A 22,762-nucleotide genomic window follows, 5' to 3' on the forward strand; every position below is an offset into this window, starting at 1 on the left:
TTAGGACGTCAACTATTGTGGTCGGTGCCTCGCGACAGTGAGCCCTTGGGGGCTCATTCTGGACTTGGAGATATGTAAGCAGATCATTTTGATAGCGAAACGCTTGACAAAAGAGCCGCATACGTCTCCTTTAAGAGAAAATGATCTGCCTGGGTATCAATGTGAGCGATTTGTCAAAACCTCTGTTGGAAATTGGTAGCCTGTTAAAGGCGGCTCGCAAGGACCTCCAACTCACACAGGAGCAGGTTGCCGATATGGCGGGCATCTCGCGCCCGAGGTATCGCGAAATCGAGGTCGGGAGCGCTGCTGCCCGCGTTACGACATTGATCAACATCACGCGCGCGCTCGGTCTGGAACTGATGCTCATCCCGAAAGCGATCGCCCCGGCAGTCAATGCTCTCCTAAAGCCTCATGATGACGATGATGATCTGCCAGCCTTTGCTGTCAGCCCGGAGAGCGACGATCATGACTGATGTTCCGGTTCATCCGAAGTCCATTTCGTCTCTCGAGGTATTCCTAAATGATCTGAAAATTGGGACGATCGTCAGGACCCCTGGCGACTTTAACGCATTCAGCTTCGAGGACAGCTATCGTGCGACTGGCGGGTTCCCTGTGCTCAGCCTGTCTTTTCGTTCAGCCACCGGTGGTCTCCGCAAAGATCCGAAGCCAGTAGCCAGAGCACTGCCTGCGTTCTTTGCCAATCTTCTGCCGGAAGACAAGCTGCGCGAAGCGATGGAGAAGCACCACGCAGGCAGTGTCCGGGCCGGAAACGACTTCGATCTCCTTGTCGCGCTTGGTTCGGATCTGCCCGGAGCCGTTCGTGTCGCGCCGAGCGGAGGCGCTGTTGCTTCTGTCGATGCGCGTTCGCGCCCCAGACCAAAAGCCCGATTTTCTCTGGCAGGTGTCCAGATGAAGCTCTCTGTCATCAAGAACACAGGCAAGGGTGGAGGACTGACCATCCCGCTCGGCGACGAGCAGGGTTCGTACATTGCCAAGTTCCCCTCGACATCTTTCCCCGGCGTCTCCGAGAACGAATACGCTCAACTCGCCTTGGCCGAAGCTATCGGGATGGACGTACCGGAGCGCGAACTTGTCGAACAAGCAGATTTTGAGGGCATTCCGGAAGAATTTTCGACGCTGTCAGATGGCAAAGTCCTATTGGTCAAGCGGTTCGATCGTGAGGCCAATGGTGAGCGTATCCACATGGAAGATTTCGCCCAGGTATTTGGTATCTATCCTTCCCGAAAATACGAAGGGGCGGCGTATCATGACATCGCCAGAGCGCTCGCAATCGCGGTCTCAACGGCGACCTCGCTCGAATTCGTACGACGGCTGGCTTTCGCCGTCATGACTGGTAACGGCGATATGCATCTCAAAAACTGGTCGGTGACCTACGGTGGTGTGGGCGACAAACCTGCGATCGCCCCAGTTTACGACGTACTCTCAACAATCCCGTATATTCCAGCTGACGCAATGGCACTGTCGCTTGCTGGCGAGCGCTCATTCAAGGCGATGAATGCCCAGAGATGGAAAGCATTCGCCAATCGGGCACAATTGCCGGAAGCTGCAGTCCTCAGAGCGGTGACCGAAATTGTGGGCCAGGTCGACAGGTTTTGGTGGTCCTTACCAGAACGGACTTATGTTCCCCAAAAAGTGCTGGAACGCATCGACGGGCATGTCAAGGCGATGGTGCCAATCCTTGGCACATGCGCCGAGTAGGCCGGCTTCGCACCGCTAGAATCGTCCTGCGAGGGTATCCACCAGAAAATCATGAATAGGTGCCAACTGGGTCGTTGGTTCTGATCCAGTCAGGACCGGATAGGCCCACTATCTCGGTATTCAGCGCCCGTCTATGGTGTGCGTTCACCAACGCAGCAAAGGTCGAGACAAGATCAATCCAGCCAGTCCAGACAGTGCTATGCCTGAACTGTACCAGAGCGCGACGAATGGAAGGCCATTTTCGATGCAGCCCCACGAGTAAGTCCAGGCACCAAGTGATCCCGCAGCCAGACCCGCGGCAAAGCCTGCCATCGGCAAGTTGGTTGGAGCGCTTCTCCGCAGGAACACGGTAATCGCGATGAATATCGGCGCGGCGGAAACCAGAATGATGAAAGGGCAGAACCAGGCGGAAATGCCAAAGATCAGCCTTGGGTAGTCTTCTGCCGGGGATGAATGCAGCTGCCAGAGGCCGAGTGCCACGAGCGCAATATAGATTGCAAACAAAGCAATGCCGAGTCGGCTTGGATTGCCGCCGGGGCGGGCAACAACCATAAGGGCTGTAATCGCGGCCATGGCCAATGCCAGCGGATAGATTGACTTTACCCAAAACGCAGGCAGATAGATGGCTGTGGCAAGATCCGGCCGCAGCCCATGCCCGAGAAGGATCACGGCCGCCGACAACAGTATGCCAGGTATCAGCAAGAAAGCGAGCAGCCGCCCGAGCGCTCCAGGCGGTACCGGCTGCAGATTGCTTGCCAGTCTGTCGATAAGATCATCCGTCTTCACTGCGCGCGCCTCTCAGTTTTGCGGCCATCGCCTGAATGCCTCTAAATACGTTAATCTTGACCGCGGCCTCGCTTCGCCCGCTTTTCGTTGCTGTGTCCGAGACGGAATGACCTTCCAGCCGCACCTGCCGTATCATCTCGCCCTGCCATGCGGGCAGGCTTGCCAGCAATCGGTTGACGTCCAGGCCGGCAGAGACGGCGTCCTCCCTGTATCCATCAGCTACCTCTTCCAGCATCTCCATTCCGAGGTGCTGCCTTTCGCCCGATCGGCGATAGTGATCGACCAGCTTGTGGCGAGCGATGGTGAAGAACCAGGCAGTGAAGGGCCGCCCGCGGTCATAGGTGATCCGGCGCTGATGCAGTGCCAGCAAGGTATCCTGAACCAGATCGTCCACATCTGCAGATGCCGAACGGGCAATCCGCCGACCGTAATAGTTCACGAGAAGGTGCCTCAGCATGTCGAGCAGGCAGCGGTAAGCGAGCTCGTCCCCATCGAGGGACAAGAGCATCAGGGCTTTAAGCTCGGGCTCGGTCAGTTGCTTCATGTTTTCGAAGCCTCATACGCAGACGCGATGAAATCGTTACACGCCGACCGAAATAAAAGCGAGAAAACAGCGACCATCACATGGGCGTGATTATAGTCACGATCTTTGTAACCGATCCCGGCCAGAGGCGAATGAGCCTTCCGTGACCCTCACCGCACAAGGCGGCGGGCATCTAAAAACTGGGAGAACCATCATGACCACTCGTCCTTTTGCCAGCGTGGCTGGCGCAATTCTCTTTGGCCTCTGTTTCGCGGTCGGCAGTGCCGGCGCACAGACGAGCACCGACAGCATGAGCAAGCCGGACGCGATGAAATCGGACACCATGAAGAAGTCCGACATGATGAAAAAGTGCGATGCGATGAAATAAGCGGACTGCGCCCTCGCCTCTGAAACTTCAGCGAGGGCGCTCCCGTACAGGACAAAGACTATCCGCACGGAGTGAACTCATGGAAGCACTGAACCACAAGATCAGCGGCAGGCGCGTGCTCATCCGCCGTCACAGCCTAATGGTGCGCCTGTCGCACTGGCTGAACGTCCTTTGCATGACGGTATTGCTGTTCAGCGGCCTGCAGATCTTCAACGCGCATCCGGCCCTCTACTGGGGGCAGTATGGCGCCGATAGCGATCCGTCCGTCCTGTCCATGGAGGCGGAAGAGGAGGGGGATGCGATGAGGGGCGTTACCCGGATCGCTGGCCTGTCCTTCAATACGACCGGTGTCCTCGGCGTCTCCGACGTGGATGGCGAGGCGACGGCGCGCGGCTTTCCCGCCTGGATCACGCTGCCGAGCTATCAGGATCTTGCGACTGGCCGGCGCTGGCACTTCTTCTTCGCCTGGCTTTTCGTCATCAATGGCCTGATCTACATGGCCTATGGTCTCATTGCTCGCCATTTCCGCCGAGACCTTCTGCCCGCACGGGACGAGCTTTCACTCGGCAATCTCCGCCACGAAATCGTCGACCATGTCCGCCTGCGCTTTCCCAAGGGCGAAAAGGCGCGCAATTACAATGCGCTGCAGAAGCTGACATATCTTTTCGTCATCTTTCTGCTCCTGCCGGCGATGATCGGGACCGGTCTCACCATGTCACCCGGCTTCGATGCTTTCGCGTCCTGGTTGCTCGATGTCTTCGGCGGCCGGCAGTCGGCCCGCACGCTGCATTTCATCACGGCCAGCGCACTCGTCGCCTTCGTGGTCGTGCACGTGGTGATGGTCATCGTTTCGGGCCTCTTCAACAATATGCGTTCGATGATTACCGGCCGCTATTCCATCGACATTGAGGATCGCACGGAGGTCCAGCCATGAGTCGCATCATCACGCGCCGCCGGTTCCTGATCGGTTCGACGCTCACCGCCTCGGCACTCGGCCTCAGCGGCTGCGACGCGCTGGTCGAAAGCCCGAAAGTCCAATCGGTTCTGAAGCTGGCCGAGGGGCTGACGATGAAGACGCAGCGCGCCCTGATCGGCGACGACACGTTGGCGCGGGAATATAGCCTGGCAGACATCTCGCCGACCTTCCGTGCCAACGGCACGAGCATGCCGGACGGGGCGCAATATCAGGATCTGCTCAGCCGGAAGTTTTCGACATGGCAGCTCGAAGTCGGCGGGCTTGTCGAGCGGCCGACGAAACTGTCGCTCGCGGCGCTGAAGGCAATGCCCGCACGCACTCAGATCACCCGGCATGACTGCGTCGAGGGCTGGAGCGCCATCGGCCAGTGGACCGGTGTGCCGCTCGGCGCGCTACTCAACCAAGTCGGTCTGAAGCCGGAGGCGCGCTACATCGTTTTCCATTGCGCCGACGAGTACGAAAAGACGCTCGATGGCAGCGGTTGGTATTATGAAAGCATCGATCTCGTCGATGCATTCCACCCGCAGACCATTCTCGCCCATTCGATGAACGGCCACGATCTGGAAGTCGCCCATGGCGCGCCGCTCAGGCTGAGGGTCGAGCGGCAGCTCGGTTACAAACAGGCGAAATACCTGATGCGCATTGAAGCGGTTGCCGACCTCTCCGCCCTCTACGGCGGCAATGGTGGCTTCTGGGAAGACCGCGGCTACGAGTGGTACGCCGGGATCTGAGAGGTCGCGGGACAGGCCTTTTTGGCCTGTGCCCTGAGAAAGCCGAGGGAATTCATCCCGTATCCTTCGGTCATTGAGATTTCGGGATATTCAAAAAAAGGAAAAGCAGATGTCCTCTATTTCCAAGACCGGCCTGTCGTTGCTCGCTGGCGCATTGATTGCGGTCACCTTCGGTTTCTCCGCCCATGCCGCAGATCAGATCCGCGTTCGCGGTACCGTCGAAAGTCTCGACGGTTCGACACTGTCGGTGAAGACCCGCGAAGGGACCGATGCCAAGATCATGCTCAAGGACGGCTGGAAGATTTCGAGCGTCGCCAAAGCTTCGGTCAACGACATCAAGGAAGGTGATTTCGTCGGTATCGCCTCCCTGCCAACTGCCGATGGCGGCAATGGCGCGCTCGAGGTTCTGATCTTCCCCGCGGCGATGAAGGGCACCGGTGAAGGAAGTTATGCCTGGGACCTGAAGCCCAACAGCTCGATGACCAACGCCACCGTCGCCAACGCTGTCAAATCTGTCGATGGCCATACCTTGACCGTCACCTACAAGGGCGGGGAAAAGAAGATTTCGATCCCGGAAGGCACGCCGGTCGTGACCTTCGCCCCGGCCGAGGTGGCAGATCTGAAGAGCGGTGCAACCGTCTTCATCCCTTCTGAAAAGGCCTCGGACGGCTCGATCTCGACCTCCCGTGTGGTGGTTGGCACGAATGGTGTTGTCCCGCCGATGTGAGCGCAGACGACAACGCGTGCACGTGCCGGCGGTGACGGAGGTCGGCGCGTGCTTTCACTGTTCGGGAAATTCCAGTTTGCGCACATCATAGCCGAGTTGGCTTGCCTTCCTGATCATCACGCTCAGCTTGGTTTTGGATGGCACTGTGCGTGCATAGATCCACAGGTTGGCCATGTCGGGATCCGCACTGATGAACCAGCTTTTGTCCGGTGATTTGTAGAGAACCCAGTAGTTGAAGGTGATCAACAAAGGATAGCGAACACGCATTTTCGCCCTGTCGCTGTCCAAGTCGAGTATGCGACCCGTTCCATGGACAGTCTTCAATCGACCCTCCGGATTTCCGACACGGCATCCGTCTTCGACAAGCACTTCATCCGGCGATTTGCCGCGGCGATAGGATGAATAGCCGGCAACGCAGCCGTCGGTCAGCCACATTGGCCGACGGCCAATCTCCAGCCATGTCCCGCTGTAATGGTCAGCGCCAACCTTGACCACTTCAGACTCGGATGCCGCGGTGGTGTGCGGTACAAGTGTTCCGGCACGCCAGAGAACGCCGACGAGGCATTTCCAAAGATGCTTCATGTTATCCTCCAATGTATTCGTTAGCATTTCTCCCCGGCCGAGTGTTCTGCGCTTGTCGAGACGCCTGCGTATCTTATGGCGATGAGTGCCATCAGGCATGCGACCGCAAAGATGTTGAGGTCGAGAAGAACGGCAAGATCGGCATCACTCCAGGCGTGGAATGGTGCTCCGCCAGTATGGCGGGATAGTAGCAAGATGGCGAAGACGAGGGCGGCCACACAGCGTTGAATCCACTTCTCTTCCGTTCGGAAGGAGCCAGCCGCAAGCATGATACAGGCGCCGAAGAACAATTCTGTCCCGGAGCCTTGGCCGAACAATCGTGTCTCGAACAGGGTGTCGAACGATCCCACGACGGGAAGCGAAATCCGCGCAATGAGCGGCGAGCGGCGTGCCAGAAATGGGATTGCCAGAAAGAATGGAGCCGCAATCAGCGAGCCAAGTGACGCGACGACGCCATCGCCGGCGAGATACCAGACATAGACGGGGTAAGAAGGCTTGTTGAGACATATGACCCAGGCGATCGTGACCGTCGCCTGGGTAAGAGGATCAAGAGGCGTCCGCTGCGCGTTCATGGTTTTGCCGGTTTCAGCAGGTAGTGACCGACACCCCATACGTCTCCGTTATCGTGGCCGAAAAGGCCGGCAGTTGCGAGGAAGAAGAGCCGCCAGCGACGTATCCAGAGCGATGCATCCTTGCCGTAAACCTCGGCGAAAATCAGCTGGATCCGATCGATTTCGCGATCGAAATTGGCGAGCCAGCCAAGTGCCGTGCGACGATAATGGGTTCCGGACCATCGCCATTCCTTTTCGACCGCGAACAGATCACCGAAACGATGAGGCAGATCATGGGCCGGCATGATGCCGCCGGTGAAGAAATGATGGGCGATCCAGTCTGACGGGTCATCGTGATCGAAGCGATAAGAGCGGTTCTTGTGGGTGAAGACATGCAGGAAAAGCTGGCCTTCCGGCTTAAGCCAGCCGCGGGCACGCTCGAAAAGCTTCCGCCAGTTGGACATGTGCTCGAACATCTCGATCGAGACGATGCGATCGAAGCGTTGGTCGATCGAAAAATCATTCATGTCGGCTGTTACAACCGACAGGTTGGTAAGTCTGCGCTGATTGGCCGTCGCCAGAATGAAGGCACGCTGCGAGGAGGAGTTGGAGACGGAGACGACACGCGAGTTCGGGAACAGCGCCGCCAGATAAAGCGACAGCGAGCCCCAGCCGCAGCCAAGCTCCAGGATGGTCATGCCATCCTCGATCGCGGCATGCCTCACCGTTTCGGAAAGGGCATGAACCTCCGCTTGCTTCAGTGTCGTATTCTCGTTCGGATAGAGGCAGCAGGAGTATTTTCGGCTCGGCCCCAGAACCCTCGAAAAGAAAGCCGCGGGTACCTCATAATGCTGACGATTGGCCTCATCCGCATGGACCGCCACTGGATACCGGTTCATGGCATCGACAAACAGGTTCTCCTGAGCCGCAGCTGTCGTGGCGAGGCGGCGCTTGGTGCGGCCACAAAGGAAGTCGATACCCGCGAGCGTCATGCCATCGCTCAGAGGTGCGCGTTCGGCGGTATTGATAGCGAAGGCCAGCATGTTCATTTCAACTCTCCTTCTGGATGGGTTTCTTGCCTTCTGGGGCCGGGGAAAAAAGCATTCACGTGACGCTGCAGGGCGCGGAATTTCTCGCCGCGCGAACGCAACATATGATCTTCGAGGGGCGGGATGCCGGAGACATGCACGAGCAGCCAGTACATGAGAAGCGGAGCCAATAAGGAGAGCCAGCTTGCAATGGCTGGCGAGACGGCGAGCAAAAACCAGCAACACCAGAACATCCACTCGAAGAAGTAGTTCGGATGGCGCGAATACCGCCATAGCCCCGTTTCGCAGACTTCGGTCTTTGCTTGAGGCGTCTTTCGAAAACGGCTGAGTTGCAGGTCCGCAATTGCCTCGCCCGCGAGTGCCATAACTGCGATGAAGATGCCGACAAGATCGAGGATGCGAGGGAAGGGCGCTTCGTTCGCGGTGGCCACATAGACGGCCAGAACAAGGATAAAGGCAGCGAGTGCCTGGATCTGCAGAAAAACGAAGAGCCTCAAGGAAGCGCTTTCACCCCATTCTTCGATGAATTTCGCATAACGGGGATCCTCGCCGGCGCCCTTGGTTCGGGATCCGATATGACTACCCAACCTGAGCGCCCAGGCGGCCACGATCACCAGAATTGCAACGCGCCGGTCGAAATCTCCATGGGCGAAGAGTGCTGCTATTATCCCACCCACACCAACGGCAAATGACCAGATCGTGTCGATCCATCCGCTCAGGCTGGTCCCGCGCTGGACAGCCCAAGCGATTGCCATGGCCAATGACAGCCATAATGCGATGACGATCAGCAGAAGCATGTCCATGGGCTCCTCCCAAGGCAAGGTCTCGATGCCTTCCTCGAGATCTACGGAGAAAAAGCCCATCCAGTTTCGCGCTGATCAAAAAAAACCGAAAATTTGTTCTGATGCACGAAACTAAAAGCCGGAAGCGCTCGTAGCATCTTGCAGATGGATCGACGCAATCCTCGCAACTGATGGAGGGAGATGGCATGAGTTGGTCAGACGAGGTCACCGGCACGCAGCTTGATCTTTCGCAGGCGACCGCAGAATTCGGCTGGGCAGGCGCGATGCTTGAGAGGTTTCTGGCGAGCGTGAGCTACGGCCATATCAAGATCGTGCTTCCTTCCGGCCAAGTCATCAATAAGCAAGGGCTTTACCCCGGTCCCGAGGCGATCATCCTCATTCGAAATTGGCGGATGTTGCGTCGGGTTATCGCTGCAGGCGATATTGGATTTGCAGAAGGTTTCATCGAGGATGACTGGACAACGCCCGATCTGACGGCAGTCATCCGTTTCGCAGCCAGGAATGGCAAGGCACTGGCGCCGGCGATCGAGGGCGGTTTTATTATGCGTGCCGTGAACCGCATGAGGCACCTGTTTCGTGCCAATACGAGGCGTGGCAGCCGCAAGAATATCGAAGCCCATTATGACCTCGGCAATGACTTCTATGCGCTTTGGCTTGGTCCCTCAATGCTCTATTCTTCAGCGATCTTCGACGAAACGACGCGCACACTCGAAGAAGCGCAGCACAGAAAACTCGACCGTATCGGCGAGAAACTCGGACTGGTGGGCGGAGAGAGCGTTCTCGAGATCGGCTGCGGCTGGGGCGCACTTGCCAGGTATCTGGCGAAGGTGAACCGTTCAAAGGTGACGGGTATTACCTTGTCGCCTTCGCAGCTTTCCTGGGCAAACGGCGTTGTCGAACGATCCGGTTTATCAAGCGATATCACGCTCCTCCTCCAGGATTATCGCGACACTGATGGGCAGTTCGACCGTATCGTCTCGATCGAAATGTTCGAGGCCGTTGGCGAGGCCTATTGGCCGAGCTATTTCGATACTTTGAAACGTTGCCTGAAGCCCGGCGGTCGCGCGGTTCTGCAGATCATCTCGATAGAAGAAGAGCGGTTCGGGACATATCGGGGAAGCACCGATTTTATCCAGCAATATGTGTTCCCCGGCGGTTTCCTGCCATCGGACAATGCCTTGTCGGCATCTGTCGCTCGATCGGGTCTGGCTGTCTGCGAGATCGAGCATTTCGGGGCTTCATATGCAAGAACGCTGGCGGAATGGCGAATTCGTTTCGGCGAGCACTGGCCACACATCGCCGCACAGGGTTTCGACGAGCGATTTCGGCGCCTGTGGCTTTATTACCTTTGTTACTGCGAGGCAGGGTTCGAGGAAGGCACGATCAATGTCGGGCTCTACACGATCGAGCATGCACCCGTGCCGGGACAAGGAGGCCTGTCGTGAAAAAACTTAGCGTAGTGATGGTTGGTGCTTGCCTCATATGGGGAACGGCCGCCCATGCCGCCGATATCGATGGCCAATGGTCCCGAGGTGATGGAAACGCCAGGGTAACGATCGCGCCATGCGGATCTGACATCTGCGCGATCAATACTTGGATCAAACCGGGCACACCGAAGGAGAAGGAGGGCGACAAGCTGGTGATGAGCATCAAGCCCGATGGTGATGGTCTCTATTCCGGCAGCGCCTTCGATCCCCAGCGCGGCCTAACCTACCGGCTGACGGTGACGGTCAAGGGAGACAGGATGACGACGAAGGGCTGTATCGTGGCCGGTCTGTTGTGCAAGGGCATCGACTGGACCCGGATAGATTGACTGTGCCTTAAGGGGAAATATCGATGAAGAGGTATCTTGTCGCCTATCTGGTAACGTTGATCGCTATGGTTTTGATTGACGCCGTCTGGCTGAGCAGCATGGCCGATCGCCTCTACCGCCCCGTGGTGGGCGACATGCTGGCACCGGAATTCAGGCTGGCCCCGGCAATCGCCTTTTATCTGATCTATCCTGCCGGGCTTGTATGTCTCGCGATCCGGCCGGCGTTTAGGGACGGCGCGTTAAAGGCCGCAGTCCTGTCGGGAGCGGCGTTGGGTTTTGTCGCCTATGCCACCTATGACCTGACCAATCAGGCGACATTGATACGCTGGTCGACGACGTTGACGATCGCCGATCTTTGCTGGGGTACGTTTCTGTCGGCCATTGCGAGTTGTGCAGGTTACTGGGCGGCGGAGCGCTTGTCCGGCGGCTCGGCTTCCGGAGGGAAGGGCCTGTGATCGACTTGAGGATCAAGGGGCTGACCAATTTCCTGACGTCTTTGCTGATCTGGTTCTCGGCAAGTCCAGGACCGGCTGCGGCGCGCGATGCAGGAGCCGATCCTGTACGCATCGATGTCGGCGGATATTCCCTCAACAGCATTCTCGTCGAAGCAGGGCGCAGAAAGGATCTCCCGCCAATTGTCTTCATCCACGGCGCGAGCACGAGCCTTTATGATCCGATGCTGTCGTTTCGCGAAAAGCTGGACGGCAGGGCCAGGCTGCTTTTCGTCGATAGACCGGGTCACGGCCAATCGGATGCCGGCGGACCGGAGAATATTCTCCCCGACGGGCAGGCAGATGCGATTTCGGCGCTGATGGAAAAGCGCGGCATCGGCAGCGCAATCATTGTCGGGCATTCGTTCGGTGGCGCCATCGCTGCGGCATTGGCGATCCGGCATCCTGACAAGGTGCGCGGTCTCGTTTTTCTTTCCCCGGCCGTTTATCCGTGGTCCAGCGGTGTCGCGTGGTATTACGATGCCGCGAGTGCTCCGGTAGCCGGGGCGCTGTTCAGCGCAATCGTCGTTCCGCCCTTGGGGCTTCTGGCCATCAACCGCGCCACCCGCGCTGTCTTTTCCCCGAACCAGCCACCTGCCGGTTACGTCCAAAAGACGAAGGCGCTGCAGGCTATTCGCCCCGACGCCTTTCGGCATAATGCGAAGGAAATCGCAGCTCTCAGCGATTGGGCCAAGGTCGCCAGCAGGCATTATCGACAGATCAAGGCACCGACGATCATCATAACCGGCGACACTGACAAGATCGTCTCGCCAGACATCCATGCCCGGCACCTGGCGCGAGATATTCCAGGCTCCAGACTGATCATGGTGCATAATCTCGGACACAAATCGGACTATATTGCCAGCGATCTGGCGGTTGCCGCGATCGAGCGCATTGCAAGCCACAGTGTCGATCTTTCCGCCGCCGCTCGCAAAGTCGAGAGCAGGATCGCGGATGACCGAGGTGATTAGAGCCCGGCGCCAGCGAACGATCACCGGGCTATCTATCGTTTATGCTATCGCCGGGATATTGCATCTCGCACTGCCGCGGCCCTTTCTCGCGATCACACCCGGATGGGTTCCCCATCCGGGACAAGTCATATTCGTGACGGGACTTTGCGAGATTGCGGGCGCTATCGGTCTCTGGACGCCGCGCCTCAACCGGCTCGCCGGGGTGGCGCTCGCTCTTTATGCATTCTGCGTTTTCCCGGCCAATATCAAGCACGCGCTGGACAGTTTGCAAACCGGCGATCCGTCGGTCTGGGAGGGGGCCTATCACCTGGTTCGTCTACCGCTCCAGCCCGTTATCATCTGGGCAGCTCTGTTCGCGGGAGGGGTGGTGAGGTGGCCCGTCAGATCAGGGCGTGCAGGTGACGATCGAGAGGCCCAATAGCTTCTGCGCCGACGCCGTCCGGTTTGAACTTCTGCCAAGCGGTTCTCTCCATGACCCGCATGATCTCGAAGGCCGGCCGATCCGGGGCCGGCTTTCATCAGCTTCAAGCATTCTATCGCGCCAGCCTTGCAAATCCCTTGGCAAGGATCGGCCCGGTCGGACGTCCGGTTGGCGAGCCTCCGGCCTGTTCCATCGTTATCTCGTAAAGCTGCGCGTCCCGAGGTTCCGGCAGTGTCGATCCGCTCAGCTTGGCCGAATGGGCCTTCTCTAGGAGGCCGAGTGACATCGGCCCCATCTGACGCGAAGGCAGCGTCCAGACCTGCATCGTCTTGTCTGCAGGCACATCGAAATCGGCGAGAAGCCTGATGCTGGCCGTGTCATTGCCGAAATCCTCGATCACCGCCTGAATGTCTCCGGATTCGTTCAGAAGCACCGCCACCACCAGTGGTTCCACTGATCGCGTGACGCTCCACACCAGCCCGACAGCGAGGACCAGCGATGCGGCAATCGCCGAAATCGCAGTCCTTCGCCAGCCGTAGCCAGCATTGTTGTTTGCGGCCATCGGGATTCTTGGTGAAACCGAAGCGATTGAAGGCGCCTCCGTCGCCTTCTGTTGCGGCAGGCGCGCCTCGATGTCTCGCCAGAGTGTTGGTGATACCGCAGCCGGATAGACACTGGTGTCGAGCGGCAGAAATCGTTCCCGTGCCTCCGCGACGGCGGTCGCCAGCGCGGCATTGCTGTCGATCTCATTTTCCACCTCGGCCACATCTGCTTCGTTGAGCAAGCCAAGCACATATTCGTCTGCGATATGGGAAAAATTTTCGGGATTGAGCGTCATGTCATGTCATGCAATCCCGCAGTGTCAGGAGCCCGCGTCGGATCCATGACTTCACGGTGCCGAGTGGGAGTCTCAGCCGCCCGGCGATCTCGCCATGGGTGTAGCCGCCGACATAGGCCATCAATATGCCGCGCCGCCTGGTCTCTTCGAGACGCCCCAGGCATTCCTTCAGCCGGCTGTTGTGGTCGAGCCGGTGCCATGCTGCCATGATCTGTTCCAGTTGTTCGGCGTCCTGCAGGCTTTCCATTTGATCTTCGGTGATCAGGTCTTTCCGGCCTGTGTCTCTGAGCATGTTGAGCGCGCGGTTGCGCACGATTGCGTAGATCCAGCCACGCGCCGATCCGCGCTCCGGCCTGTATTGGTGCGCATGGGTCCAGATGCGGATGAAAGCCTCCTGTACCACCTCTTCGGCCAGCTCCCGCCGCTTGACGATCCGCTGCGCGACCGCCACCAGTCTGCCGGCCTCCGCATCGAATATGTCATGCAGTCCGTTGCGCTCGCCCTTGGCGCAGGCGCCAAGCGCTGTCTCGAAATCCGTCGATTGGTCTGTCACCAAGGCCAGGCCGTCCTCTCTCCCCGAATATTCGCACAGTTGCGAATATTCACTCTATGCTGTTTTAGCGGCGGACATGCGCTCGTCCAGTGTTTCAGGTTTCCCGCGGCCCTCGTGAGACTGCATATGGAAGACACGCCGGGCGCGGAAATGGATGCAGGACTATAAATATTTTCAGGGACTGCATCCAAGGCGGCTTTGCCATGTGTCTGTATATCGAGAGCGCTGAAAAGGTCATGTGCCGCGCCGCTCTCGATCATGCTGGAAACATAACGGGAGAGACATCATGAATATCGTTCGCATCGCACTTGTCGCATCCACCATGCTTACCGCCTCCGCTGCCGTTGCAACGGCCGCCCCGGTCCTCGGGTTGACCGGCGACAAGACCCTGGTCATGTTCGATACCGCAAAGCCTGCCGTGACCAAGACCATGGACGTCACCGGTGTCGATAAGCTTGTCGGTATCGATTTTCGCCCCGGCAACAAGACCGTCATCGGCGTGACCCCCGATCACAGGATCGTCTCGATCAATCTCGAAACCGGGGCTGCCACTGAAGTCGCAAAGATGGACAAGATGCTGACCATGACCGAAGCCCCGGTCGTGGTCGATTTCAACCCGATGGCAGATCGCCTGCGCTTCATGACCGGCACGACAAACCACCGTGTCCAGCCCGATACCGGTGCCGTCACGGTCGATGGTGTTCTGGCTTTTGAAGAGGGTGACATGCACAAGGGCGAAACCCCGAACATCGTCGCGGCTTCCTACACCAATTCGATTGGCAAGCCGGAAAAGACGGCGATGTACAATATCGATGCCTCCATCGGTGCGTTGATCCAGCAGACCAAGCCGAATGACGGCACTCTGAAGGCTATCGGCAAGCTCGGCATCAAGCAAATGCCGGCGACATATGCCTTCGACATCTACGGAGAGGACGGCGGCAAGAACACGGCCTATCTGGTCGCAAACAAGACGCTCTATACCGTCAATCTTGAGATCGGTGCGGCCACCGAAATCGGCCCGGTCACTGGCATTAAAGATGAGGTGCGTGATATCGCCATCGTTCCGGTGATGTAGGTTGCTTTGCGTGAGCCGGATTAAGTTACAGCCTTCCGGCTCACGCATTCTGAAAGATATGGGTACTGAGTTCTGAGCTGCCACGGTGAGTGGATGCGCCAGTGCCGCTCGGGCGGCGTCTCGAACGGCATCAACCAGATCGCCGTGATCCCGAGACCGACGAGGTAATCCAGCCACCGCTGAAGGTCCTAGAAATCACCCCCTCCGTCGCCATTGGAATCCATGAAGGTCTCGACCGAGAGGCAATAGACAACGGCGTTCTTGTACCAGAGATCATTGATCACAGTCCGGCTTCTCGTTTGCTGGCTTTGTCACTTTTGCCGGGCTTGTTGCGTGCGGCAAAACGTTGCCGATTTCGACGCTGCGGGCCTCCGACCTTCATTCCTTTCCCGCGTTGGATGCCGTAATCTCGGTTTCGACGAACAGGCACGAGCGGTCTGCGGTATTTGCCAGCGTGTCCGCTACCTCGCCGTAGGACAAAGTCTCGCTGGTGCGGCGGCTGACGCCGAGAACTATGAGATTATACCGACCCGAGCGCGCCTGCCGCAAAATGGCAAGTTCGGGAGAGGCGCCCTTCTGGACAATCTTCTCCGGCTTGAGATCGTAGTAATCCGCGATCGCGTCGATCTTGCGGAACACCTCGTCGCGGTAGTTGCCTTGGTCGCTGACGCGTGGCGCCGCCGAGGCCTGCTGCGGTTCCTCGATCAGGATGATGGCGCATTCCGCGCCCGCAGCCTTGGAGATGGCGATGCCGAATTCTGCTGCGCGGATCGAACGTTCGGTGCCGCTGACGGGGATGAGTATCTTGAAGCCGTTGCTCTCCGTCGGGAGGTGATCGCGCGCGGACGCCAGGATGGATGTGCCGGAGAAGGAGGACGTTATCTTCAGGAGGGCATCACTGAACGAACCGTTGCCGTTGGTGGATGGCTCGATGCCGGCAAGCAGCAGATCGTGGCCGGCATCCGACAATTCGCCGAGTGCAGCCTCGATCTCCCCGTCTTTGTCGAACCGCGTGACATGCGCCTCGGCGGGCTTCTCGTCGCCCTCGGCGGCAACGCCCCTGGCATGTCGCTTGACGAGGTCCTCGATGCTGTCGTCTTCGACGCCAGTCCTGTCTTCGATCAGCTCCTGTCCCTTGCCGGTTTCCATTCGCCCCACGGTGTCGAGCACCGTGACCGGCATGCGCCGGCTTGAGGCGAGTAGACCTGCGACCCAGCCGGCAAGCCGGCTGCTGGCCGAACCATCCACCGCCAGCGCGATACGTTCGAAACGGGCAACGAAACTGTCTTCCTCGAAAGCTTCGCGCTCAAGCCGACCTTTTTCCTCTTCTCGAAGCGGAAGCCGTGCCAGTGCCCATCGCAATGTCGGCGGCATCGCCATCGTCGTGATGATCGCCATCGCAACGATGACGGAGAAGAGCTGCTGGTTGAGCACGCCGACGGAAAGGCCGATCGTCGCAACGATCACTTCCGTGGACCCGCGGGCATTCATCCCGCATCCGAGCGCAAGTGCTTCCGGCGTGGTATAGCCGCCGAAGCGGGCGGCGGCAAAAGCGCCGCCGAATTTGCCGAGTGAGGCAATCAGCACCACACCCAGCGTGAGAAGCGCAATGGCGGGACTGGCGAGCACTGTCAGGTCGGTCTGCAGCCCGGTCAGGCCGAAGAAGACCGGCATGAATAATGCCGTCGTCAACGCCCGCAACTGCGTGTCGATCTGGCGTGTCAGAATGGGGGATTCACCGACAAGAATACCGGCAATGAAGGCGCCGAGCACGGTGTGGACGCCGATCGCATCGGTAATCATCGCCATCGCGCCCATGATGGCGATGATGGCACTCAGGACAGGGAGTTCGCTGCGGAAGCGGTCATTCGTCCAACGGATGATCTCGAAGACGATGCGTCGGCCGATAGTGAAGCTGAATGCCATGAAGGCGAGAGTGCCGAGGACGCTCTTGGCCAGGGTGAAGAGGTCCACCGTGCCCGTCTTGGCGAGGCCGAAGGTCACTGCGATGATGACCCAGCCGACCGTGTCGTCGATGATCGCAGATGCGACAATCAGCTGGCCGACATTGCGCCGCATGAAATTCATTTCCCGCACGACCGAAGCGACGATCTTGACCGACGAGATCGACAGGGCAGTGCCGAGAAAGAGTGCTGTGACGAGGCGCTTGTCCGGCTCTGGAAGCAGACTGTCGGGAAGAAGCTCACCCAGTGCGAACCCGAGTGCGAAGGGCACGACGATACCTGTCAGGGAAACGCCGGAGGCAGACTTCCGCAATTTCCTGGCAAGGCCGAGATCGGTTTCCATTCCCGCCAGCAACAACAGAAACAGGATGCCGAGCTGACCGACCGCATCGGTCATGCTTTTCTGGGCCTCGCCAGAAGGGAATAGCATTTTCTGGAAATCAGGGAAGATCAGCCCGAGAACCGAGGGGCCGAGAAGGATGCCGCCGATGATCTGGCCCATGATAGACGGCTGCCCCAGCCGCACCATCAACTCGCCGAACAGGCGCCCTGCAACGACCAGCAGCACGACCTGAAGGAGGAATAGGGCTTCAGAGGGCGCCGCAGCTTTCTCGCTGCCTGCGGCGAAGGCCAAGGAAGAGACCAGCAACGTGCCCACAAAAGCCGTCGCTGCAAATGAAATGCGAGAAAATCGGGGGGAATGATATGGCAAGTGCTTTTCACAAATCGGGTCAGGACCTTGTGAACGCGTAGTGATCGGCGAGGTTCCATTGTCGCCGATCAGGACCAGCCGGCTGTCCGGCCGGCCGGGCGATCGGCGTATCAGCCGAAGGTGACGTTGAGGCTGATCGGCACTGCCGACAGCGCCTTGGATACGGGGCAGCCTGCCTTTGCCTTTTCGGCGATTTCCTTGAATTTGGCTTCGTCCGCGCCGGGCACGGAGCCGCTGAGGCTCAATTCGATCCCGGTTATGGCAAAACCTCCATCGACTTTTTCCAACGAGACGACCGCCTTCGTGTCAAGACTGTCCGCAGTCAGCCCGGCCTCACCGAGCATCATCGACAGCGCCATCGTGAAGCACGCGGCATGGGCCGCGCCGATCAGTTCTTCCGGATTGGTGCCTGGCTTGCCCTCGAAACGGGTATTGAAGCCGTAGGGCTGAGCCTTCAAGGCGCCGCTTTCAGTCGAGATCTCGCCCTTGCCGTCCTTCAGCCCACCGACCCAATGCGCGGAACCGTTTTTCTGGATCTTCATCTCGTATCCTCCGTGATCTGTTTGCTGGTTGCGTTCTGGAACAGCGACGAAGACTGAAAGGTTCCGTGCCTGCCGCAGCGCAATGAGGCCGCCGCACGAGGAGGCCGCAGCGCAATGAGGATGGCGTGGAACCCGGAGCGGGTCTCGCGGTTTAAGGTTGTGGGCGTTGCCAACGACTGACCGGACGAGGGTCCCTGCAGGCATCGGCGACGCTGTGTCTTTCGTCGCGGCGCTAGCCACAATGTCCGCGCTTGAAAAATCCACACATTGAACCGGATGGAACCCTGATGCTGGATCTCTCCCCACTCGAAATCTCCCGCCGCGATCTCCTTGTGTCTTCGGTAGCGACGGCAGCCGTCGTCAGCGTCCACGGCGATGCATCGGCGGCACAGACTGCAGGAAGCGATATGAATTACACATCGGACGTCTCCCTTACCGTCAACGGAAAGTCGCAAAGCCTGCACATCGACAACCGGACAACCCTCCTCGATGCACTGCGTGAACATCTGCATCTCACCGGCACGAAGAAGGGATGTGACCATGGCCAGTGCGGTGCCTGCACGGTGATTGTCGACGGTCGCCGGATCAATTCTTGTCTGACGCTTGCCGTCATGCACGAGGGTGACGAGGTGACAACCATCGAGGGCCTTGGCCAGCCCGGTAACCTGCATCCCATGCAGGCTGCCTTCGTCCGGCATGATGGCTTCCAGTGCGGTTATTGCACGCCCGGCCAGATCTGTTCCTCCATCGCAGTGCTGCAGGAGATCAAGGCAGGCATTCCCAGCCATGTGACCAAGAACCTTGCGGACAAGGTGCCGTTGACCGAACAGGAAATCCGCGAGCGCATGAGCGGCAATATCTGTCGGTGCGGCGCCTATTCCAACATTGTCGAGGCAATCGCCGAGATCGGGGGGATCAAGGCATGAGAGCGTTCACCTTCGAAAAGGCCGCCTCGGTCGAAGCTGCGGCACATGCAGTCATCGCAAATCCGAACGCCAAGTTCATCGCCGGCGGCACCAATCTCTTGGATCTGATGAAGCTCGAGATCGAAACGCCGACCCATCTGATCGATGTGAACGGCCTCTCGCTGGATACGATCGAAGCGACGCCGGAGGGTGGGCTGAAGATAGGCGCGCTTGTCCGCAATACGGATCTCGCCGCACATGAAGTCGTCAGGCGCGATTACGGCGTCCTGTCGCGGGCGCTTGTGGCCGGCGCTTCCGGCCAATTGCGCAACAAGGCGACGACGGCCGGCAATCTGCTGCAGCGGACCCGCTGTCCCTATTTTTATGACACGGCGCAACCCTGCAACAAGCGTCAGCCGGGGAGCGGCTGTTCTGCAATCGGCGGGATCACGCGCCAGCTCGGCGTCATCGGTACGAGCAAGGCCTGTATCGCTACCCATCCCAGCGATATGGCCGTGGCCATGCGGGCGCTGGACGCGGAGATCGAGACGGTGAATGCGGCCGGCAAGGGCCGGACGATCCCGATCGCGGAGTTTCATCGTCTGCCGGAAGAGACGCCGCATATCGAAACGGTGCTCGAACAGGGCGAGATTATTACGGCCGTCACCCTTCCTCCGCCCGTGCGCGGCAAGCACATCTACCGGAAGGTCAGGGATCGGGCATCCTATGCCTTTGCGCTCGTCTCCGTGGCAGCGATAGTTGGAGAGGACGGCAAGGGCCGTGTCGCGCTTGGCGGCGTTGCCCCCAAGCCATGGCGCATTGAGGCGGCAGACGCCGCATTGCCGAAAGGCGCGCGAGAAACTGCCTCAGCCCTGATGGCAGGCGCCAAACCCACAGACGACAATCACTTCAAGATCGCGCTTGTCGAGCGGACGCTTGCCGCGGTGCTGGAAGAGGCGAGGGGATAAGTCATGAAATTCGAGACACCTGCAGGCATCAATCCGATCGACCAGATGAAGGTTGTCGGCCAGCCTATCCACCGCATCGATGGCGAACTGAAGACCACCGGTCGCGCAATGTATGCCTATGAATGGCACGATCCCGACATAGGCTATGCCTATGGCTATCCTCTCGGTGCGACGATTGCGAAGGGCCGCATCCTTTCCATCGATACGAACGACGCCAAGGCCGCGCCCGGCGTCGTGGCAGTGGTCACGGCACTCGACATCGGCAAGCTCAAGCGCGGCTCGAAGAATGTCGCCAACCTGTTCGCCGGCGATCAGGTGCAGCATTATCATCAGGCCATCGGCATCGTCGTGGCAGAGACCTTCGAGGCTGCACGGGCCGCCGCGGCTCTGGTCAAGGTGGAATACGAGGTCGGCGCAGGCGCGTTCGATCTCGCGAGCGCAAAATCGACGGCAACAAAGCCCGAAGCGCAGGCCGGTTCGGAGCCGGATACGTCGGTCGGCGATTTCGACGGCGCGTTCCGGCAGGCGGCGGTAACGCTCGATGCCGTCTACACGACGCCTGACCAGGCACATTCGATGATGGAACCGTTCGCCTCGATCGCAGCCTGGAATGGTGACGAGCTGACGGTCTGGACATCCAGCCAGATGATCGACTGGTGGCGCGAGGATCTTGCCACGACGCTCGGCATGGATAAGCAGAAGATCCACCTGATGTCCCCCTTCATCGGCGGCGGTTTTGGTGGCAAGCTTTTCCTGCGGGCAGATACGGTCCTTGCGGCCTTCGCGGCCAAGGCGGCAAGGCGACCGGTCAAGGTGGCGCTGCCGCGGCCATTTTTGGTCAATAACAGCACGCATCGACCGGCAACGATCCAGCGCATCCGCATCGGGGCCGGGCGCGATGGAAAGATCACCGCGATCGGCCACGAAAGCTGGTCGGGCAATCTTCCCGGTGGCGATCTGGAAACGGCGGTGATGCAGACGCGGCTGCTCTATGCCGGGGCCAACCGGATGACCGCCATGCGGCTGGCGGAGCTCGATCTGCCGGAGGGCAATGCCATGCGCGCGCCCGGGGAAGCACCAGGCCTGATGGCGCTGGAAATCGCCATGGACGAGATGGCGGAAAAGCTTGGCATGGATCCGATCGCGTTTCGCGCCCTCAACGACACGCAGGTCGATCCGGAGCACCCGAAACGCCCGTTCTCTCACCGCAACCTCATCGGTTGCATGCAGCTCGGTGCAGAAAAATTCGGCTGGAACAAACGCGGCAAGCCGGGGTCACGGAGGGAAGGCGGACTATTGATCGGTCTCGGCATGGCAGCGGCGTTCCGCAACAATCTCGTCCTGCCCTCTGGCGCTCGCGTCAGGCTTGACGACAAGGGCGACATCACGGTCGAGACCGACATGACGGATATCGGCACGGGCAGCTACACGATCATCGCCCAGACGGCAGCCGAGATGATGGGCGTCGCGATCGACAGGGTGGGCGTTCATCTGGGTGATTCCCGCTTTCCCGTCTCGGCCGGGTCCGGCGGCCAATTCGGTGCCAATTCGTCCACGTCGGGCGTCTATGCCGCCTGCGTCAAACTGCGGGAAGCGGTGATCAGGAAGCTCGGCTTCAATTCAGGGGACGTCGTCTTTGAAGACGGCCACGTCCGATCCGGCAACAGATCGGTTCCCTTGGCACAGGCCGCCGGGGCGGAGGGCCTTGTCGGAGAGGACACGATGGAATGGGGTGATCTCACCACGACGCACCAGCAGTCCACGTTCGGCGCACATTTCGTGGAGGTGGGCGTCGATGTGGCGACGGGCGAGACGCGGCTGCGGCGCATGCTGGCGGTCTGCGCTGCGGGTCGTATTCTCAATCCGATCACGGCCCGCAGTCAGGTGATTGGAGCGATGACGATGGGCGCTGGTCTCGCGCTGTCTGAAGAACTTGCCGTCGACAGGCGGCGAGGCTTCTTCGTCAATCACGATCTGGCGGGATACGAGGTCGCCGTCCATGCCGACATACCGCATCAGGACGTGATCTTCCTCGACGAGACAGACCCGATGTCATCGCCGATGAAGGCCAAGGGCATCGGTGAACTCGGCCTGTGTGGCGTCTCCGCCGCGATCGCCAATGCGATTCACAACGCCACGGGCATTCGTGTCAGGGATTATCCAATGACACTGGACAAGCTGATCGATCGGTTGCCGGATGTTGCGTAACGGTGGCTTTAGGGAGTGGTGGATAGTCAGTTTGCCCAGTCCGGCCGGTCAAGTGACGCCCTCGCCTGGCAGATCGGAAACAGTTCCATGTCCCCGCGCCTTGGCGAGCTTATTCCCCAATCTCGACGTGGCGCAGCGCGCAAAGCAACGGGCCACCGATCTCGCCGTCTGCCCCGAACATTTCGCGCTGTACACCGATGGCGATCGGCATGGCGATGCGCAGGCTGGCGAGGCCGGATGAGGTGATTTCCACCCTCTTTGCGGTGGCGGGTTCGCGGCATGGAACCCTTGTAATCATCGCCTTTGCCTCAAGGGCCTTTAGCATCAGCGATATCTGCCACTTTTTGCATGTCGGCGCCATGGGCGATCTCGGCCTGGGTTGGCTGCGACCCGTCCTGTGTGAGACATGCGACCATCGCCAGCGTCGTGAGTCTATGGCTCGCTGGTAGCGGTGCATCACCCGCCA

At 59.3% G+C, this 22,762-nt stretch carries 26 protein-coding genes and 1 pseudogene; 15 read left to right on the plus strand and 12 right to left on the minus strand.

Translation table 11 applies throughout. The features are described from left to right. Positions 1-140 precede the first annotated feature (140 nt). Together NCHU2750_RS26780 and NCHU2750_RS26785 are read left to right on the plus strand one after the other, a co-directional pair. Positions 141-473, plus strand: a complete 333-nt coding sequence (locus NCHU2750_RS26780; protein WP_119944858.1) for a helix-turn-helix domain-containing protein — start codon at positions 141-143, stop codon at positions 471-473. Then, positions 466-1,719 (plus strand): type II toxin-antitoxin system HipA family toxin, encoded by a 1,254-nt coding sequence (locus NCHU2750_RS26785; protein ID WP_119944859.1) that lies wholly within the window; start codon positions 466-468, stop codon positions 1,717-1,719. The genes NCHU2750_RS26780 and NCHU2750_RS26785 overlap by 8 nt, the downstream gene beginning before the upstream one ends. Positions 1,720-1,863: 144 nt before the next feature. Here the strand turns inward: NCHU2750_RS26785 and NCHU2750_RS26790 are convergent, their stop codons facing one another. Next, complete coding sequence (locus tag NCHU2750_RS26790) at positions 1,864-2,505, minus strand: NrsF family protein (protein ID WP_119944860.1); 642 nt, start codon at positions 2,503-2,505, stop codon at positions 1,864-1,866. Further along, a complete protein-coding gene (locus NCHU2750_RS26795) occupies positions 2,492-3,049 on the minus strand; it encodes a sigma-70 family RNA polymerase sigma factor (RefSeq protein ID WP_119944861.1) in 558 nt (185 codons plus the stop codon). The genes NCHU2750_RS26790 and NCHU2750_RS26795 overlap by 14 nt, the downstream gene beginning before the upstream one ends. 142 nt (positions 3,050-3,191) lie before the next feature. Between NCHU2750_RS26795 and NCHU2750_RS30705 the strand changes: the two genes are divergently transcribed. The 4 genes from NCHU2750_RS30705 (at position 3,192) to NCHU2750_RS26810 (ending at position 5,850) form a co-directional block, all read left to right on the plus strand. Further along, positions 3,192-3,416, plus strand: coding sequence for a hypothetical protein (locus NCHU2750_RS30705; RefSeq protein ID WP_162939806.1), 225 nt, complete (start codon positions 3,192-3,194; stop codon positions 3,414-3,416). Between the two features lie 79 nt (positions 3,417-3,495). Next, positions 3,496-4,350, plus strand: a complete 855-nt coding sequence (locus NCHU2750_RS26800) for a cytochrome b/b6 domain-containing protein (RefSeq protein WP_119944862.1) — start codon at positions 3,496-3,498, stop codon at positions 4,348-4,350. Further along, a complete protein-coding gene (locus NCHU2750_RS26805; protein WP_119944863.1) occupies positions 4,347-5,123 on the plus strand; it encodes a molybdopterin-binding protein in 777 nt (258 codons plus the stop codon). The genes NCHU2750_RS26800 and NCHU2750_RS26805 overlap by 4 nt, the downstream gene beginning before the upstream one ends. A gap of 109 nt (positions 5,124-5,232) precedes the next feature. Continuing rightward, on the plus strand, positions 5,233-5,850 hold the full coding sequence (locus NCHU2750_RS26810) for a DNA binding protein (protein ID WP_119944864.1): 618 nt from the start codon (positions 5,233-5,235) through the stop codon (positions 5,848-5,850). A gap of 54 nt (positions 5,851-5,904) precedes the next feature. Here the strand turns inward: NCHU2750_RS26810 and NCHU2750_RS26815 are convergent, their stop codons facing one another. From NCHU2750_RS26815 to NCHU2750_RS26830, 4 genes are read right to left on the minus strand one after another with little or no spacing between them, the layout of a single operon-like run. Continuing rightward, entirely contained in the window at positions 5,905-6,432 is a 528-nt protein-coding gene (locus tag NCHU2750_RS26815; RefSeq protein WP_119944865.1) for a lipocalin family protein, read from the minus strand. Between the two features lie 20 nt (positions 6,433-6,452). Beyond that, entirely contained in the window at positions 6,453-7,004 is a 552-nt protein-coding gene (locus tag NCHU2750_RS26820) for a hypothetical protein (RefSeq protein WP_119944866.1), read from the minus strand. After that, a complete protein-coding gene (locus NCHU2750_RS26825) occupies positions 7,001-8,032 on the minus strand; it encodes an SAM-dependent methyltransferase (protein WP_119944867.1) in 1,032 nt (343 codons plus the stop codon). Before NCHU2750_RS26825 ends, NCHU2750_RS26820 begins: the two co-directional genes overlap by 4 nt. Continuing rightward, positions 8,029-8,835, minus strand: coding sequence for a DUF1295 domain-containing protein (locus NCHU2750_RS26830; protein WP_502703882.1), 807 nt, complete (start codon positions 8,833-8,835; stop codon positions 8,029-8,031). Before NCHU2750_RS26830 ends, NCHU2750_RS26825 begins: the two co-directional genes overlap by 4 nt. Positions 8,836-9,020: 185 nt before the next feature. Here NCHU2750_RS26830 and NCHU2750_RS26835 point away from each other — a divergent pair, with 185 nt between their 5' ends. From NCHU2750_RS26835 to NCHU2750_RS26855, 5 genes are read left to right on the plus strand one after another with little or no spacing between them, the layout of a single operon-like run. Beyond that, complete coding sequence (locus tag NCHU2750_RS26835; protein ID WP_119944868.1) at positions 9,021-10,280, plus strand: SAM-dependent methyltransferase; 1,260 nt, start codon at positions 9,021-9,023, stop codon at positions 10,278-10,280. A 17-nt stretch (positions 10,281-10,297) separates the two neighbouring features. Beyond that, the gene (locus NCHU2750_RS26840; protein WP_119944869.1) at positions 10,298-10,648 is read left to right on the plus strand and encodes a DUF2147 domain-containing protein; all 351 of its coding nucleotides are present in this window, start codon (positions 10,298-10,300) and stop codon (positions 10,646-10,648) included. 23 nt (positions 10,649-10,671) lie between these two features. Continuing rightward, positions 10,672-11,103 carry a DUF2177 family protein gene (locus tag NCHU2750_RS26845; RefSeq protein ID WP_119944870.1) on the plus strand — a complete coding sequence of 144 codons (432 nt, stop codon included), beginning with the start codon at positions 10,672-10,674 and terminating at the stop codon, positions 11,101-11,103. A 41-nt stretch (positions 11,104-11,144) separates the two neighbouring features. Continuing rightward, positions 11,145-12,110, plus strand: coding sequence for an alpha/beta fold hydrolase (locus tag NCHU2750_RS26850; RefSeq protein WP_502703885.1), 966 nt, complete (start codon positions 11,145-11,147; stop codon positions 12,108-12,110). After that, positions 12,094-12,531: a DoxX family protein gene (locus NCHU2750_RS26855; protein WP_119944871.1), complete on the plus strand. Its 438-nt coding sequence runs from the start codon at positions 12,094-12,096 to the stop codon at positions 12,529-12,531. The genes NCHU2750_RS26850 and NCHU2750_RS26855 overlap by 17 nt, the downstream gene beginning before the upstream one ends. A 112-nt stretch (positions 12,532-12,643) precedes the next feature. On the opposite strand, the gene NCHU2750_RS26860 is transcribed toward NCHU2750_RS26855, so the two are convergent. Together NCHU2750_RS26860 and NCHU2750_RS26865 are read right to left on the minus strand one after the other, a co-directional pair. Then, entirely contained in the window at positions 12,644-13,369 is a 726-nt protein-coding gene (locus tag NCHU2750_RS26860; protein WP_119944872.1) for an anti-sigma factor, read from the minus strand. A 1-nt stretch (position 13,370) separates the two neighbouring features. After that, a complete protein-coding gene (locus NCHU2750_RS26865; RefSeq protein ID WP_119945074.1) occupies positions 13,371-13,922 on the minus strand; it encodes a sigma-70 family RNA polymerase sigma factor in 552 nt (183 codons plus the stop codon). A gap of 286 nt (positions 13,923-14,208) precedes the next feature. Between NCHU2750_RS26865 and NCHU2750_RS26870 the strand changes: the two genes are divergently transcribed. Next, the gene (locus NCHU2750_RS26870; RefSeq protein WP_119944873.1) at positions 14,209-14,997 is read left to right on the plus strand and encodes a DUF4394 domain-containing protein; all 789 of its coding nucleotides are present in this window, start codon (positions 14,209-14,211) and stop codon (positions 14,995-14,997) included. Positions 14,998-15,101: 104 nt separating this feature from the next. On the opposite strand, the pseudogene NCHU2750_RS26875 reads toward NCHU2750_RS26870, so the two are convergent. From NCHU2750_RS26875 to NCHU2750_RS26885, 3 genes and pseudogenes are all read right to left on the minus strand, one after another. Continuing rightward, positions 15,102-15,281 (minus strand): annotated as a pseudogene (locus NCHU2750_RS26875) (alpha-amylase family glycosyl hydrolase); the annotation flags it as partial. A gap of 94 nt (positions 15,282-15,375) precedes the next feature. After that, positions 15,376-17,595, minus strand: coding sequence for a cation:proton antiporter domain-containing protein (locus NCHU2750_RS26880; protein WP_245480548.1), 2,220 nt, complete (start codon positions 17,593-17,595; stop codon positions 15,376-15,378). Between the two features lie 188 nt (positions 17,596-17,783). Further along, complete coding sequence (locus NCHU2750_RS26885) at positions 17,784-18,215, minus strand: OsmC family protein (protein ID WP_119944875.1); 432 nt, start codon at positions 18,213-18,215, stop codon at positions 17,784-17,786. 287 nt (positions 18,216-18,502) lie between these two features. On the opposite strand from NCHU2750_RS26885, the gene paoA reads away from it, so the two are divergent. Genes paoA through paoC form a run of 3 tightly spaced genes read left to right on the plus strand, consistent with a single transcriptional unit; the run spans position 18,503 to position 22,296 of the window. Then, positions 18,503-19,141, plus strand: coding sequence for an aldehyde dehydrogenase iron-sulfur subunit PaoA (gene paoA, locus NCHU2750_RS26890; protein ID WP_119944876.1), 639 nt, complete (start codon positions 18,503-18,505; stop codon positions 19,139-19,141). After that, positions 19,138-20,088 (plus strand): FAD binding domain-containing protein, encoded by a 951-nt coding sequence (locus NCHU2750_RS26895; RefSeq protein WP_119944877.1) that lies wholly within the window; start codon positions 19,138-19,140, stop codon positions 20,086-20,088. The genes paoA and NCHU2750_RS26895 overlap by 4 nt, the downstream gene beginning before the upstream one ends. 3 nt (positions 20,089-20,091) lie before the next feature. Then, on the plus strand, positions 20,092-22,296 hold the full coding sequence (paoC, locus tag NCHU2750_RS26900; RefSeq protein WP_119944878.1) for an aldehyde oxidoreductase molybdenum-binding subunit PaoC: 2,205 nt from the start codon (positions 20,092-20,094) through the stop codon (positions 22,294-22,296). A gap of 109 nt (positions 22,297-22,405) precedes the next feature. On the opposite strand, the gene NCHU2750_RS26905 is transcribed toward paoC, so the two are convergent. After that, a complete protein-coding gene (locus tag NCHU2750_RS26905) occupies positions 22,406-22,621 on the minus strand; it encodes a winged helix DNA-binding protein (RefSeq protein ID WP_205583935.1) in 216 nt (71 codons plus the stop codon). Positions 22,622-22,762 lie beyond the last annotated feature (141 nt).

This window comes from Neorhizobium sp. NCHU2750 (assembly GCF_003597675.1).
In the GTDB taxonomy this organism is placed as follows: domain Bacteria; phylum Pseudomonadota; class Alphaproteobacteria; order Rhizobiales; family Rhizobiaceae; genus Neorhizobium.

Excerpts from the sequence above, each read along its gene's own strand:
- NCHU2750_RS26885 (WP_119944875.1), bottom strand. The coding sequence starts at position 18,215 with ATGAAGATCCAGAAAAACGGTTCCGCGCATTGGGTCGGTGGGCTGAAG.
- NCHU2750_RS26780 (WP_119944858.1), top strand. The coding sequence starts at position 141 with ATGATCTGCCTGGGTATCAATGTGAGCGATTTGTCAAAACCTCTGTTG.
- paoC (WP_119944878.1), top strand. The coding sequence starts at position 20,092 with ATGAAATTCGAGACACCTGCAGGCATCAATCCGATCGACCAGATGAAG.
- NCHU2750_RS26805 (WP_119944863.1), top strand. The coding sequence starts at position 4,347 with ATGAGTCGCATCATCACGCGCCGCCGGTTCCTGATCGGTTCGACGCTC.
- paoA (WP_119944876.1), top strand. The coding sequence starts at position 18,503 with ATGCTGGATCTCTCCCCACTCGAAATCTCCCGCCGCGATCTCCTTGTG.
- NCHU2750_RS26795 (WP_119944861.1), bottom strand. The coding sequence starts at position 3,049 with ATGAAGCAACTGACCGAGCCCGAGCTTAAAGCCCTGATGCTCTTGTCC.
- NCHU2750_RS26845 (WP_119944870.1), top strand. The coding sequence starts at position 10,672 with ATGAAGAGGTATCTTGTCGCCTATCTGGTAACGTTGATCGCTATGGTT.
- NCHU2750_RS26895 (WP_119944877.1), top strand. The coding sequence starts at position 19,138 with ATGAGAGCGTTCACCTTCGAAAAGGCCGCCTCGGTCGAAGCTGCGGCA.
- NCHU2750_RS26855 (WP_119944871.1), top strand. The coding sequence starts at position 12,094 with ATGACCGAGGTGATTAGAGCCCGGCGCCAGCGAACGATCACCGGGCTA.
- NCHU2750_RS26825 (WP_119944867.1), bottom strand. The coding sequence starts at position 8,032 with ATGAACATGCTGGCCTTCGCTATCAATACCGCCGAACGCGCACCTCTG.
- NCHU2750_RS26860 (WP_119944872.1), bottom strand. The coding sequence starts at position 13,369 with ATGACGCTCAATCCCGAAAATTTTTCCCATATCGCAGACGAATATGTG.
- NCHU2750_RS26870 (WP_119944873.1), top strand. The coding sequence starts at position 14,209 with ATGAATATCGTTCGCATCGCACTTGTCGCATCCACCATGCTTACCGCC.
- NCHU2750_RS26835 (WP_119944868.1), top strand. The coding sequence starts at position 9,021 with ATGAGTTGGTCAGACGAGGTCACCGGCACGCAGCTTGATCTTTCGCAG.
- NCHU2750_RS26785 (WP_119944859.1), top strand. The coding sequence starts at position 466 with ATGACTGATGTTCCGGTTCATCCGAAGTCCATTTCGTCTCTCGAGGTA.
- NCHU2750_RS26840 (WP_119944869.1), top strand. The coding sequence starts at position 10,298 with ATGGTTGGTGCTTGCCTCATATGGGGAACGGCCGCCCATGCCGCCGAT.
- NCHU2750_RS26815 (WP_119944865.1), bottom strand. The coding sequence starts at position 6,432 with ATGAAGCATCTTTGGAAATGCCTCGTCGGCGTTCTCTGGCGTGCCGGA.
- NCHU2750_RS26905 (WP_205583935.1), bottom strand. The coding sequence starts at position 22,621 with ATGCTAAAGGCCCTTGAGGCAAAGGCGATGATTACAAGGGTTCCATGC.
- NCHU2750_RS26820 (WP_119944866.1), bottom strand. The coding sequence starts at position 7,004 with ATGAACGCGCAGCGGACGCCTCTTGATCCTCTTACCCAGGCGACGGTC.
- NCHU2750_RS26800 (WP_119944862.1), top strand. The coding sequence starts at position 3,496 with ATGGAAGCACTGAACCACAAGATCAGCGGCAGGCGCGTGCTCATCCGC.
- NCHU2750_RS26830 (WP_502703882.1), bottom strand. The coding sequence starts at position 8,835 with ATGGACATGCTTCTGCTGATCGTCATCGCATTATGGCTGTCATTGGCC.
- NCHU2750_RS26810 (WP_119944864.1), top strand. The coding sequence starts at position 5,233 with ATGTCCTCTATTTCCAAGACCGGCCTGTCGTTGCTCGCTGGCGCATTG.